Source organism: Flavobacterium melibiosi, assembly GCF_048158545.1.
Classification (GTDB): domain Bacteria; phylum Bacteroidota; class Bacteroidia; order Flavobacteriales; family Flavobacteriaceae; genus Flavobacterium; species Flavobacterium melibiosi.
Genome location: NZ_JBLNKU010000002.1, coordinates 183,528 through 197,359, shown reverse-complemented (window position 1 = coordinate 197,359; position 13,832 = coordinate 183,528). Strand labels below are relative to the sequence as shown.

The window sequence follows — 13,832 nt, the reverse complement described above, 5'->3', positions numbered from 1 at the left end:
TTCCAATACAATAATACAGACAAATTGACGGAAATTTCATGATTTTTATCATACTTTAAAGTCAAAATGTCTTAAAATAAGACAATTATGAGTTTTTTTCAAAATATTTTTAATAGTTCAGACGACAAGGATTTAAAAGAAAACAAAATCAACTGGAATGAACTAACCGATTTAGGTCAACTGAATGAAATTATTTTCATTTCGAATGAAAAACCGGTAGCAATTTTTAAACACAGTACCCGATGCAGCGTAAGTAGGATGGCACTGAAACAGTTTGAAAATGAGTTCAATAGCTCAGATAAAGTTACGCCTTATTTTTTAGATTTAATAGCGCATCGCGATATTTCTAATGCCATTGCGGATCAATTTGGTGTAAGGCATGAATCCCCACAATTGATTTTAATTAAAGATGGAAAAGCCATTTATAATGTTTCACATAGCGATATTGATGCGGAAGAATTGGGTAAAAAAGTTTAAAAATCAACTCTTCTTTAAAATATAAAAAAATCCATTCGTTGCTGAATGGATTTTTTTTTAACAATTATTTTGGTTTTGAATTAATAAGAACTTTTCATCTTCTCTTTTATAGCGTCTAAACAAAGGTTGTTGATACTTCCTTCATGCGTATGTTTGGTTTCTTTTGGCGATTTAAAAGTGCCATTTTCTAATTGTTCGGCTACGGCTTTATAGGCATCTCTAAAAGGCATTCCTGCAACTACCATTTCGTTTAAGGAATCTACCGTAAACAAATAATCGTATTTTTTATCGTCTAAAATATGCTCTTTTACTTTAATGTCTTTAATCGCAAAAATAGCGATATCCAAACATGCTTTCAGGTTTTGAATCGCTGGAAACAATCCTTCTTTCAACAATTGTAAGTCCCTGTGATAGCCACTTGGAAGGTTGTTGGTGATTAAAGTGATTTCATAAGGTAAGGCTTGAATTTTGTTGCATTTTCCACGAATCAACTCAAAAACATCTGGATTTTTTTTGTGTGGCATGATGCTCGAACCGGTTGTAAGATGCGACGGCAAAGTGATGAAATCAAAATTCTGGCTCATATACAAACAAACATCCATCGAGAACTTCGCTAAAGTTGCTGCCACGCTACTCATGGCAAAAGCCACTGTTTTCTCTGATTTTCCACGGCTCATTTGAGCAGCTACCGAATTGAATTTTAAAGTTTCAAAACCCAATTCCTGTGTGGTGAATGTTCTGTTGATAGGAAACGAACTTCCGTAACCTGCGGCTGAACCTAATGGGTTTTGGTCCACAATTTTCAAAGCGGCATTCAACATCGTAATATCATCAATCAAAGTTTCGGCGTAAGCGGAAAACCACATTCCGAAAGAAGAAGGCATAGCAATTTGAAGGTGCGTGTATCCTGGCAACAACACATTTTGGTGTTTGTCTGCGGATTCCATTAGCAAATCGAACAAGCTTTTTACTTGCTCTTTAAATGCTGCAACGACATCTTTAAGATATAAATTAACGTCTACCAAAACTTGGTCATTACGAGAACGGGCGGTGTGAATTTTCTTTCCGGCGTCTCCAAGTTTAACTGTTAGTAAATATTCAATTTTGGAATGCACGTCTTCAAAGCTGTCTTCGATTTCGAATTTACCGTTTGTAACGTCTTTTATTATTTCTTCCAAAGCCAAAACCAAAGAAACAGTTTCGGAGTCTGTTAAAAGCCCGATTTGTCCCAGCATTTTTGCGTGTGCAATAGAACCTAATGCATCATATTTTGCCAGAACTAAATCCAGTTCCCTGTCGTTTCCAACAGTGAAATGTTCAATTTGTTTATCGGTTGGTATTCCTTTTTCCCAAAGTTTCATATATGGATAATTAGATTTTTAGACTGTTAGATTTTTAGCCCCGATTACTTCACTTAATTTCTATTTTCATAGGAGTTCAGTGAACTTCGTTTGAAGCGATATCCTTTTTCTGGCTTCTTTAGCCAGGAAAAGATATAGCGGATAGCGGGATTAGCTCCAAATTATTTTATTGTTTGAAAAAATCAGTTAGTATTTTGATATACAATTGAATTCCTTCTTCTATTTCGTTTATAAATATAAATTCGTCTGCCGAGTGCGACCGCAGGGTTTCGCCAGGCCCTAATTTCAAGGATTGACAACTCAAAACAGATTGATCCGAAAGGGTAGGCGAGCCATAAGTGGTTCTTCCCAGTGCGATTCCGGCTTGTACTAATCCGTGTGCCACAGGAATCGAAGACGCGTTTAAATGCATGGAACGCGGATTGACTTCGGCAGTCAAATGTTTTCTCACGGTATCTAAAATTTCTTGATTGCTGTAACAATCATTCACTCTGATATCGACAACCAAATGACATTCCGCAGGAACTACATTGTGCTGTTTTCCTGCAGCCACTTGTGTTACGGTCATTTTTACGGGACCTAAAACCTCCGATATTTTTTCAAATGGATAGCTGTTAAACCACTCGATAACGGGTATCGCATTGTAAATAGGATTATCCAGATTATTATGGGCGGCGTGACTGGCAGTACCTTTAACGATGACATCGAGTACCAATAAACCTTTTTCGGCAACAGCCAATTGCATCAAAGTAGGTTCGCCTACAATAGCACATTCCAGTTCCGGTAAATGTTTCAAAACGCTGTTTAATCCATTTTTTCCGCTGCTTTCTTCTTCGGCTGAAGCGACCATCACAATATTGTAAGGCAGATTTTCATTTGAATAAAAATGAACAAAAGTGGCTAAAAGAGAAACCAGGCAGCCTCCGGCATCATTACTTCCCAATCCAAATAATTTACCGTCTTTTACGATGGCCTCAAAAGGATCGTTGGTATAGCCTTGGTTTGGTTTTACGGTATCGTGATGTGAATTGAGTAAAAGTGTTGGTTTGGACTTATCAAAATTCTTATTGAAAGCCCAAATATTATTATTCTCTCTTTCGAAAGGGATACTATTTTGTGTAAACCAATTTTCGATTAAAAGTGCTGTTTTGTCTTCTTCACTTGAAAATGAAGGCGTTTCAATCAGCGATTTTAATAGCGCAATGGCTTCTTGTGTAAGGATTTCTATACTCTTCATATTTTATTTATTTTGCCACGATGGTACTTTTTTTTGCCACGAAGGCGCAAAGTCACGAAGTTTGTTATCTACTTTTTTGTCACAAAGCCATAAATTAAGAAAGTTTTTAAGTGTACTTTAAATTATTTCTTTGTGTCTTCGTGTCTTTGTGGCAAATTAACTATAGTTCTATACTAGTGCAAATTACTTTCGAGTCTTGCAACATCCTGTGATGACCAATTTTTATTTTTTTAACTCCTTTAGATAAACTATTGAAACAGTTGTCTAATTTAGGAATCATACCGGAATGTATCGCTTTTTCGGCTTTTAATTTGGAATATAATTCTTGATTGATGTTCTCAATTACGGAAGAATCGTCTTCGGCATCATATAAAACGCCTGGTTTTTCGAAGCAATAATTCAAAGTGACATCAAAAACTTCCGATAAAGCAATCGCTAATTCGCTGGCAATCGTATCCGCATTAGTGTTTAATAATTGTCCTTTTCCATCGTGTGTTATCGCACAAAATACAGGGACTATACCATTTGAAAGCAACGTTTCCAATAATTGTGTGTTTACTTTTTTGACATCGCCCACAAAACCATAATTGATTGTAGGATGGTTTCTTTTATCCGATTGAATTAAATTTCCATCAGCACCAGAAAATCCCATCGCATTGGTGGAATTCGCTTGTAATTGGGCAACGATATTTTTGTTGATTTGACCGGCATAAATCATCACAACAACATCGAGCATAGCGGCATCGGTAATGCGGCGTCCGTCAATCATTTGAGGAACTAAACCAATGCTTTCCGCCATTTTAGTAGCTGATTTTCCTCCGCCATGAACGAGTACTTTATACCCTTCAATCTTAGAAAAATCAGATAAAAATTGTGATAATTCCGTTGGATTATCAATGATGTTTCCTCCAATTTTTATTAGGGTTACCGGCTTTTTATTTTCCATTTTCCAATATTTTTTGTAACACTAATTGTGCGGCATAGGTTCTATTATTGGCTTGTTCGATAACAATTGAATTTTCGCTGTCGATTACTTCATCAGTAACAATTACATTACGTCTTACCGGCAAACAGTGCATGAATTTAGCATTGTTGGTCAGTTTCATTTTATCGGCAGTTACGGTCCAGTTTGGGTCGGAATTTGTAATTTGACCATAATCGTTATAATTGCTCCAATTTTTGGCATAGATAAAATCGGCATTTTCGAAAGCTTTGTCCTGGTCGTATTCAATCTTGGAATCTTTCGTGATTTCAGGATTCAATTCGTACCCTTCGGGATGCGTAATGACAAAGTCTGCATCTTGCAACTGCATCATCTGCACAAAGGAATTGGGAACAGCCTGAGGCAATGCTCTGGGATGCGGTGCCCAAGTCAAAACTACTTTTGGTCTGTGTTCCGTTCTGTGTTCTGCCATAGTAATGGCATCGGCTAGTGATTGTAATGGATGTCCTGTAGCACTTTCCATATTAACAATAGGCACAGTGGCATATTTTAAGAAACCCATAAGAACGGTTTCGGCATTGTCTTTTTCTTTGTCTACAAGTCCTGCAAAAGCCCTGATGGCAATAATATCGCAATATTGAGAAACAACTGCTGCCGCTTCTTTAATATGTTCCGAAGCACCGGAGTTCATGATAGCACCATCTTCAAATTCTAATGTCCAACCTTCACTGGTAAAATTCATTACCATGACGTTCATTCCTAGATTCAAAGCTGCTTTTTGCGTACTCAAACGCGTTCTCAAACTGGAATTAAAAAACAACATCCCCAAGGTTTTATTTTTACCCAGTTTTTTGTTTTTAAGTGGTTTTTTCTTGATTTTTAATGCTTGTTTCACCCATTTGTTGAGCGAATCTATGTTTTGTATGGAGATGTAGTTCATTTTAGTTATGAATTATGAATTATGAATTATGAATTATGAATTGTCCAAAAGTCTAACAATCTAAAAACCCAATATTCGAATTAAATTATTTTAGTAAAAGGTATTTCGTTTTTTAAAGCTTTCAAAATAAAGTTGTCTTCCAATCCATTGACAATCCAGGTTTCGATATTAGCGGCTTTGGCAATTGCCGATGCTTCTATTTTAGATTGCATCCCACCGGTTCCGTGCGAAGATTTAGAATCGCCAATCTCTTTTTCCAATAATTTTAAGTCAGTTACCAAAGAAATCGTTTCAGGAACGGCATCATGGATGGATGATTTGGTGTAAATCCCGTTCGTATTGGTAGCAATGATAAGAATATCCACATTTAATAAAACGGCGGTTAAAGCGGCTAATTTATCATTGTCTCCAAACTGAATTTCATCCGTTGCAACGGTATCATTTTCATTGATAATTGGAATATAACTATTTTTGACCAATACATTTATCGTGTTGACGATATTGAGCTTGGTTTGTTTTTTTTCAAAATCAGAATACGAAAGCAAACACTGTGAGGTATGCAAACCTAAATCGCTAAAGTTTTCGTGGTAAATCCGCATCAGATGAGGTTGCCCAATAGACGCTAACGCTTGTTTTACAAAAACATCTTTATCGTGGTTATCCAGTTTTACAAATTGTTTGGCCGCAGCAATCGCACCGGAACTTACAATAATAAACTCATAATCATCTTTCAATGCCGCTATTTGCATTCCAATATCTTCAATCTTTCCTCTCGAAATGTGATTGGTTTCTTTGGTTAAGGTATTGCTTCCTAACTTTAATAAAATTCTTTTTTTACCTGATTTGTCCATTTTTTTGTTTTTATAGCTAATATGTGAAAGAAATAAAAATGCATCATACCTCTCAATCACAGTTAACCATTTAACCTATATTTCCTCCAATTCTATTATAAATATATGAGGGATTCCAATCTCTTAATTTCCCTAATCTCATTCTTTTAGCAGTCTTAAATTCTTTGTATCCATATTTATGAAGAAAATGAACAGCATCAATATTATCTTTCGGAAAAACGGCATTTTCATGGTGTGTAAATCTCAATTTCATAAGTTCAACCCCAGCTTCTTTAGTTTTAGCAAGAATTAAACCTTCACCAAAAGTAGGTAGATAAAATCCTTCTATAATTGCATTATTGTGATAAACAAAACCATCTTGAAGGTGTTTCTCTAAATGAAACATTCTATCCTCTCCAGTTGTTAATTTATCAATAGTAGCAATTTCTTCTTTATGGTCCGAATGAAATGGTATGATATTATTAGAAATTTCCCAGGATTCATTTGCTTTTATATCTTTGAAAAACAGATATTCCGTTTCCGTTTCAAAACCAATTTTTGTATAAACCGGAGCTCCAAGATCTGTTGCTATTAGATAAATAGTATCGCAATTTTTAGCCATCGAATCATTTACCAAAGATTGAGTGATTAATTTTCCTATTCCTTGTTTTCTATTCTCAGGATGAACAATAATGTGTCCTAGCCAAGCAACATCGTTATGAATGATAGCTGTTCCGATTCCGACTATTTTATTGTCGTTATTTACTCGAATTGGAAAGCAAAAATCTGTGTTCGTTGTATAAAACTCATGAACCGGTAAAATAGTACCCCAACCTAAAGGCTGTAAATCATTTAATAAATTAACATCACTATTGTTTAATATTTCTATTGTCATTTTTATCAACTATGTTGGTCAGGAATTAGAGATAGATTGCTTGTATCTCAGAATTAACAGTAAGTTAATCTACCTGATTTGTCCATTTCCGTAAATATACCATTTATTAGTAACTAAATGTTGCAATCCAATTGGGCCTCTTTGGTGTAATTTGTCTGTGCTTATCGCCAATTCGCCACCTAAACCAAATTGCCCTCCATCGGTAAATCGGGTAGAGGCATTTTGATAAACGGCTGCAGTATCTACATTTTCCATGAATTCCTGAGCAATTGCATCATTTTTTGTGATTATCGAAGCCGAATGTCCGCCACAATATTTATTTATTTTGTTAATTGCTTCTTGATCCGAATTGGTTGTTCCGATGACAATTTTATAATCTAAAAACTCTTCGTACCAAATTAAATCCGATTCGATCTGAGGAATATTTGCTACTCTTGAAATGCTTTCATCTCCTAAAACGGTAACGTTTTTTTGTTGTAATTCCGTAATTATTTTTTTAGCAAAAGCTTCCCAATTTTCAAGATTTGTATCAATTAAAACTTTATCTAAAGCATTGCAAACAGATATGTTTGAAGTCTTTCCGTTAATAATAATATCAAGCGCTTTTTTTAAATCGGCTTCCTTATTTACATACACAAAATTATTTCCTCGCCCACTTATAATCACTGGGCAAGTGGCATGTTTTTTTACAAAAGCAATCAATTTCTCACCACCACGAGGAACGATTAAATCCACTTTTTGTGTTGGTTTCTCCAAAAATGCCTGCGTTTCTTCTCGATTGTAATTCAAGTATTCCACCCATGCTGTAGCAACATTGTTTTCTTTTAAAGCTTGATGCCACAATTCTACAATTTTTAAGTTGGATTGTAAAGATTCTTTTCCACCTTTAAGTAAAATTTTATTTCCGGATTTAAAAGCGATTCCGCCTGCTTCAACAGTAACATCGGGTCTGGATTCATAAATAATCATTATGGTTCCAAAAGCCGCTGTTTTATTGATGATTCTCATTCCGTTTTCATGGTCGAAATTAAAACGTTCCACGCCAATAGGATCTTCTTGACTTGCTAATTGTTGCATGGATAAAATCATGCCGTCAATTTTGGCATCATCAACCAATAAACGTTTTTCCATGGCCAAATCATCCCCAGAATAATTATTTAAATCTTGTTGATTTATAGTCTTAAGATTAGCTCTTTCTTGTTCAAGAAGTTCGGCCATGCGACTTAAAACTGCATTTCGTTTTTCTATTGGTAATAAGTGGTTCATTAGTTTTTGGTTTTACTATTTTAGAAAAAAATCTAAACATATAAGTCATATAAGTTTAAGAGCTTAGATGGCTTATATGTTTAAAAAAATCATTTCAATTCTGCCAATGTTTCTTTTAAAGCTATAATAAAGGTGTCGATTGCTTCCTTCTTGATTGTCAATGGAGGAAGAATTCTTAATAAGTTTTTATTATTAGCATTTCCCGTGAAAATATGTTTGTCAATAATCATTTTTTTACGAAGTGTACTTACGTCAAAATCAAATTCTACACCTAGCATTAATCCTTTTCCTTTTACTTTGATAACTTCAGGAACTTGTTTGATTGCTTCTAAAAAATAGTCATAAACGTCATTTACGTTATCCATTAATTTTTGACTTTCAATCACATCCAAAACCGCAATTCCAGCAGCACAAGCCAAATGGTTTCCGCCGAAAGTAGTTCCCAATAATCCATAACTCGCTGTGAATTTTGGAGAAATCAAGATTCCGCCAATAGGAAATCCGTTACCCATTCCTTTCGCCAAGCAAATAATATCTGCTTTGATGTCATGATGTTGGTGTGCAAAAAACTTTCCGCTTCTTCCGTATCCTGATTGCACTTCGTCCAAAATCAAAACGGCATCGTAAGTGGCACATATTTTTTCTAATGACTGAAAAAATTCAGTTGTTCCCTGGTCTAAACCGCCAACGCCTTGAATTCCTTCGATAATAACAGAAGAAACATCTCCTTTTTTTAGTTCGTTTTCTACCAATTGGATGTTATTCAATGGTAAAAAAGTAACGATTTGCTGTGCATTGATCGGCGCAACAATTTTTTTGTTATCAGTAACGGCAACTGCCGCAGAAGTTCTTCCGTGAAAGGAATTATCAAAAGCAATTACTCTGGTTTTATTGTTGTGAAAAGAGGCTAATTTCAAAGCGTTTTCATTGGCTTCAGCTCCAGAACTGCATAAGAATAAAGTGTAATCTTCCAATCCTGAAAGTTTTCCTAATTTGGTTGCTAATTCTACTTGCAATGGATTCTGAATGGCATTGGAATAAAAACCAATGTTATCCAATTGATTTTTTAATTTGGCAACATAATCAGGCTGGGTGTGTCCAATGGAAATTACTCCATGGCCACCATATAAATCTAAATATTCCACACCATTTTCATCTGTAATTGTGCAATCCAGTGCTTTTACAGGAGTGATGTTGTATAAAGGGTAAACGTCAAATAAGTTCATTTTTTTAAAGTTTAATCGGTTAATGGGTTATTTGTTTAATCGATTAACCGAATTAACGATTAACCATATAAACATTTAGAATCCGCTTGGTTTCAAATGCAATCCTGTGGCTTCATCCAATCCAAACATTAAATTCATGTTTTGAATGGCTTGTCCTGAGGCTCCTTTTGTTAAATTATCAATTACTGAAGTAATCAATAACCGGTTTCCTTTTTTCATTAAACTAATAATGCACTTGTTCGTTTGAATCACTTGTTTCATGTTGATTCCAGTGGTAGTTACAGTTACAAAAGGTTGGTCTTTGTAAAAAGCTTCGTATTTAGCCACTACATCTTCCAGACTTTCTTCGATTGTTGTGTATAATGTTGCAAAAATTCCTCTTGCAAAATCACCTCTGTTGGGTACAAAAATCAATTCGTTTGTATAGTCCGCTTGCAATTGGTTGACACTTTGGTTTATTTCGCCTAAATGTTGGTGCTCAAAAGCTTTGTAATGCGACATATTATTCGATCTCCAACTAAAATGCGTCGTTTCCGAAGGTGAAACTCCAGCTCCCGTGCTTCCGGTTGTGGCATTGATATGAACGTCTGTCGTAAGCATTTCGTTTTTGGCCAGTGGCAATAATGCTAGTTGAATCGCTGTTGCAAAACAACCTGGATTAGCTATAAATTGAGCGTTTTTGATAACCGTTTTATTCAATTCAGGTAAGCCGTAAACGAAAGTTTTGCTGTCAAAATCTTTGTCTTTTGTCAATCTGAAATCATTTCCTAAATCGATGATTTTGGTATGACTCGCAAATTGATTTTGCTCTAAAAATGATTTTGATTTACCGTGTCCTAAGCACAAGAAAACAACATTCACATTTGGATTTACAGTATCGGTAAAATTCATTTCGATATCGCCCATCAAATCGTGATGCGCAACCGAAAGGGGTTTTCCAGCGTTTGTCGTGCTGTAAACAAAATCAAGTGTAGCATTGGGATGAAACATCAATATTCTGATGAGTTCCCCCGCTGTGTAACCCGAACCACCAATTATTCCAATATTAATCATGTGTCAGTTTGTTTACAGATGAAAATATGTTTTGGGCATTCCCAAGAATTTTGATAAATCCTTTGGCATCGTCAGATGTCCAGGCGTTGTTCATTTCTCCATATTGACCAAAACCGGTATTCATTAAATCATTTTCAGATTCAATTCCGTCCAATGTAAAGTGATATGGTTTTAAAGAAACGATAACGGTTCCATTTACAGTCGTTTGAGTATCTTCTAGAAAAGCCTCAATGTTTCTCATTACAGGGTCTAAGAATTGTCCTTCATGAAACAACATTCCGTACCAGTTTCCTAGCTGTTCTTTCCAGTATTGTTGCCATTTACCCAGCGTATGTTTCTCCAATAAATGGTGTGCTTTGATGATGATTAAAGGTGCAGCGGCTTCAAAACCAACTCTTCCTTTAATTCCGATTATCGTATCACCCACATGAATATCTCTACCAATTGCATAAGCGCTGGCTAATTTTTCTAATGCAACGATGTTTTTTGTTGGTGTGTCCAATGTCCCGTTGATACCTACTAATTGTCCTTTTTCAAATTGTAGTGTGACTTTCTCTTCTCCAGTTTTTTGTAATTGCGAAGGGTAGGCTTCACTTGGTAAAGTTTGATTTGAGGTCAATGTTTCTTTACCACCTACGCTTGTTCCCCACAATCCTTTATTAATGGAATATTGTGCTTTTTCCCAAGAATAATGAACTCCATTTTTAGATAAATAATCAACTTCTTCCTGTCTTGATAATTTTAAATCTCTAATAGGAGTGATGATTTCAATTTCGGGCGCAATGGTTTGGAAAATTAAATCAAAACGAATTTGGTCATTTCCTGCGCCAGTACTTCCGTGGGCGATTGCTTCTGCACCAACAGATTTTGCATATTTAATCGCTTCGATAGCTTGAAAAACACGTTCTGCACTTACGGATAATGGATAGGTATTATTTTTTAATACATTTCCATAAATCAAATATTTAATGGCTTTATCGTAATATTTATCTACAATGGTAAGATTTGCATGTTGCGCACTTCCTAATTCGTAGGCTCTTTCTTCAATAGCGGCTAGTTCAGCTTCGTCAAATCCGCCTGTATTTATAAGAACGGTATGAACTTCATATCCTTTTTCGTTTTTTAAATATTTCAGGCAATATGAGGTGTCTAATCCTCCACTATAAGCTAATACAACTTTTTTCATGATATTATTTTTTTAAGAACAAGGCTTCTTTAATTGATTTTAATCTGTTTAATACTCTGACATTAAATGGATGTTTAGGCGGGTCTTTAGGTTTTTCTTTTGGATCATAAAGCATTCCGGTACACAAGCACATTTTGTTGTCTTTACTTTTTAGGATTTCATAATTGGTACACGTTTGACATCCTTTCCAAAAACTTGGATCGCTGGTCAATTCTGAAAAAGGTACAGGTTTGTAACCCAAATCTGAATTGATTTTCATTACCGCTAAACCAGTCGTGATTCCAAAAACCTTAGCCTCTGGATATTTTTCCAATGAATAATCAAAAACAAATGATTTGATTTTTTTTGCTAAGCCTAAATTTCTGTAATCAGGATGTACAATCAAACCAGAATGTGCTACAAATTTTCCGTGTTGCCAACTTTCGATATAGCAAAAACCAGCAAATTTACCATTGTCTAATGCAATGACAGCATCTTTGCTTTCCATCTTTTTTTGGATGTATTCCGGAGTTCTTTTAGCAATCCCAGTACCTCTTAATAAGGCGGACGATTCAATAGTATCGCATATTTCCTGCGAATACTTATAATGTTCTTCCTGAGTTACAACGATAGAAATTTTCATTTCAAGAGATTATTTTGAGTTAAAAAATGAGTTGGATTCAAGTTTTGAAAACAAGAGTCATACCAATCAATTAAAATAGATGCATAAAAAGACATTGATCCTAAGCATAGCGTTGTGTAGGCTAATGAGCAAGGAAATATAGTTTTTTTAGGATATACTAATCCAATGGTTAACTGGGATAATTTCAAAACGGTATATATGAAAAATGAATAAAAACAAAAACAAAACACGTTGTGGGTACTATATTATAGCATCCGTACTTCGGGAGAAGCCGTAGGTCTGTTTGTCCGTGATATAGAAGTTATATGTACACTTATATTATTCATGGGTGCAAAAATACAATTATTTTTTAAACACAAGGCTTGTTTTGTTTTTTGTAACAAAAATTTAATACAATGTTTGTTTTTTTTTGTAAATTAAAAACTCCCTGAAGTAATTTATGTTCAGGGAGTCGTTCTTTTTCTATTGATTAAGATAATTAGTTTCGAAATCTATTTCGACTGATAATGTCTTTTAATTTGGCTTTCAAATCTTCTCCAGTATCATAAATCATTTGTTCACTGCTAGGAAAAGCGATTGCTCTTTTATCAAAATAAGAATAATAATTATCGTCAGAAGCGCGTCGGTCTCCTTTATAGGTTGCATAAATATTTTCGAAAATAAACTCACTTGTTAGCGGGAAGGACTGGATTAATTGATTGCTTTTCAGATTTATATAATCAATTTTTGCGGTAATTTGGCAGGATTTAAATTGTCTAAATTCATAAATTCGGGCGTTTACGGTTCTAAGATTGTCAACCATAACCACTTTGCCTTTTTCGTCTAAAACTTCTTTTCCATTAGCATCAATCAGTTTTTTTACCCCATCTTTTATCATACGTTCCTTTACAAATTCTCTCTCTTTGATTTGTTCTGGTGAAATATAGATTTGTCTAAAATTAATCATCATGCCATAATCATAATCAATTCCTCTTTGTTTGTTACTGTGGTAAACGATCCATTTATCATTTAATCCATAGGTGCTAAAATCCAACAAATCATTTTGCAGACGAGCTGGAATAATCATGTTGGTTTCGTTTTTGGTGTAAACCGAAACATAATCAGAACCTTTGAATTTAGCTTCATCCATGAGTTGCAAAACATTTTTGTAATTTGGATTTATTTGATTCAAATAATCTAAATCATCATACCCCTTGCGGAAATTCATCTTGTCTGAAGTTAGCATTAACTTTTTTGCATTGGCATACAAATAAGCTGACAAGGCATTTTTACTGTCTATAATTTGGTCATTATAATTGTCAAAAGGAAAAATCGCATTTCTACCTTCTTTAATTAATTTCAAAGGAAGCAATGGTTTGATTTTTTCCTGACGGTTGTTCAATTGTATATACGTGGTGTACATTTTTTCCAATTGCGCCGGATTTGCCTCTTTTGCCAATAAGTTTATCGTATTTAAATCACGCTCTTTGGCTTTGGCGAAAGCCTCTTCCAGTAAATAAACATATTCCTGCTTGCCTTTTTTGTCTTTATTGGTTCGTAAATTAGAAATGGCATTGTCAATTGCCTGATCGTAATTTCCGGAGCTTAATAAGTTTTGAGTTTGCTTTACGCCACAAGACGAAGCAAGAATAAACAGCGATAATAAAAGAGTAATTTTTTTCATAAGCAAAAAAGTAAGTAGGTGTTCGTTTGAAGCTGTAATCCTGTTTTTTAAATTCAAATTTCAAAAATAATGCCACAAAAAAACCTAACAAAAATAGAATAAATGTTAGGTTTTGAAAAGTATATTTTTAATT

Annotated in this window: 13 protein-coding genes; 1 reads left to right on the top strand and 12 read right to left on the bottom strand. The window is 34.7% G+C overall.

Annotated features, from left to right (window positions below; genetic code table 11):
- Positions 1-87 precede the first annotated feature (87 nt).
- Positions 88-477: a bacillithiol system redox-active protein YtxJ gene (gene ytxJ, locus ACM55F_RS02865; RefSeq protein WP_416852194.1), complete on the top strand. Its 390-nt coding sequence runs from the start codon at positions 88-90 to the stop codon at positions 475-477.
- 80 nt (positions 478-557) lie between these two features.
- Here the strand turns inward: ytxJ and argH are convergent, their stop codons facing one another.
- The 12 genes from argH to ACM55F_RS02805 form a co-directional block, all read right to left on the bottom strand.
- A complete protein-coding gene (gene argH / locus ACM55F_RS02860; protein WP_416852193.1) occupies positions 558-1,838 on the bottom strand; it encodes an argininosuccinate lyase in 1,281 nt (426 codons plus the stop codon).
- Between the two features lie 166 nt (positions 1,839-2,004).
- The gene (locus ACM55F_RS02855) at positions 2,005-3,075 is read right to left on the bottom strand and encodes a M20 family metallo-hydrolase (RefSeq protein WP_416852192.1); all 1,071 of its coding nucleotides are present in this window, start codon (positions 3,073-3,075) and stop codon (positions 2,005-2,007) included.
- Positions 3,076-3,235: 160 nt separating this feature from the next.
- Complete coding sequence (gene argB, locus ACM55F_RS02850; protein WP_416852191.1) at positions 3,236-4,021, bottom strand: acetylglutamate kinase; 786 nt, start codon at positions 4,019-4,021, stop codon at positions 3,236-3,238.
- Positions 4,011-4,958 carry an N-acetylornithine carbamoyltransferase gene (locus ACM55F_RS02845; RefSeq protein ID WP_416852190.1) on the bottom strand — a complete coding sequence of 316 codons (948 nt, stop codon included), beginning with the start codon at positions 4,956-4,958 and terminating at the stop codon, positions 4,011-4,013. The genes argB and ACM55F_RS02845 overlap by 11 nt, the downstream gene beginning before the upstream one ends.
- Before the next feature lie 80 nt (positions 4,959-5,038).
- Positions 5,039-5,809, bottom strand: coding sequence for a glutamate 5-kinase (gene proB, locus ACM55F_RS02840; RefSeq protein ID WP_165151014.1), 771 nt, complete (start codon positions 5,807-5,809; stop codon positions 5,039-5,041).
- 70 nt (positions 5,810-5,879) lie between these two features.
- Positions 5,880-6,683, bottom strand: coding sequence for a GNAT family N-acetyltransferase (locus ACM55F_RS02835; RefSeq protein ID WP_416852189.1), 804 nt, complete (start codon positions 6,681-6,683; stop codon positions 5,880-5,882).
- Between the two features lie 69 nt (positions 6,684-6,752).
- Entirely contained in the window at positions 6,753-7,949 is a 1,197-nt protein-coding gene (locus ACM55F_RS02830) for a glutamate-5-semialdehyde dehydrogenase (protein WP_416852188.1), read from the bottom strand.
- An 89-nt stretch (positions 7,950-8,038) separates the two neighbouring features.
- Positions 8,039-9,175 carry an aspartate aminotransferase family protein gene (locus ACM55F_RS02825; RefSeq protein ID WP_416852187.1) on the bottom strand — a complete coding sequence of 379 codons (1,137 nt, stop codon included), beginning with the start codon at positions 9,173-9,175 and terminating at the stop codon, positions 8,039-8,041.
- A 75-nt stretch (positions 9,176-9,250) separates the two neighbouring features.
- Positions 9,251-10,228, bottom strand: a complete 978-nt coding sequence (gene argC, locus ACM55F_RS02820) for an N-acetyl-gamma-glutamyl-phosphate reductase (protein WP_416852186.1) — start codon at positions 10,226-10,228, stop codon at positions 9,251-9,253.
- Positions 10,221-11,414, bottom strand: coding sequence for an argininosuccinate synthase (locus tag ACM55F_RS02815; RefSeq protein ID WP_039110645.1), 1,194 nt, complete (start codon positions 11,412-11,414; stop codon positions 10,221-10,223). Before ACM55F_RS02815 ends, argC begins: the two co-directional genes overlap by 8 nt.
- A 4-nt stretch (positions 11,415-11,418) precedes the next feature.
- Positions 11,419-12,036, bottom strand: a complete 618-nt coding sequence (locus ACM55F_RS02810) for a GNAT family N-acetyltransferase (RefSeq protein WP_282717025.1) — start codon at positions 12,034-12,036, stop codon at positions 11,419-11,421.
- A gap of 478 nt (positions 12,037-12,514) precedes the next feature.
- Positions 12,515-13,699, bottom strand: a complete 1,185-nt coding sequence (locus tag ACM55F_RS02805) for a hypothetical protein (RefSeq protein ID WP_416852185.1) — start codon at positions 13,697-13,699, stop codon at positions 12,515-12,517.
- Between the last annotated feature and the right edge of the window lie 133 nt (positions 13,700-13,832).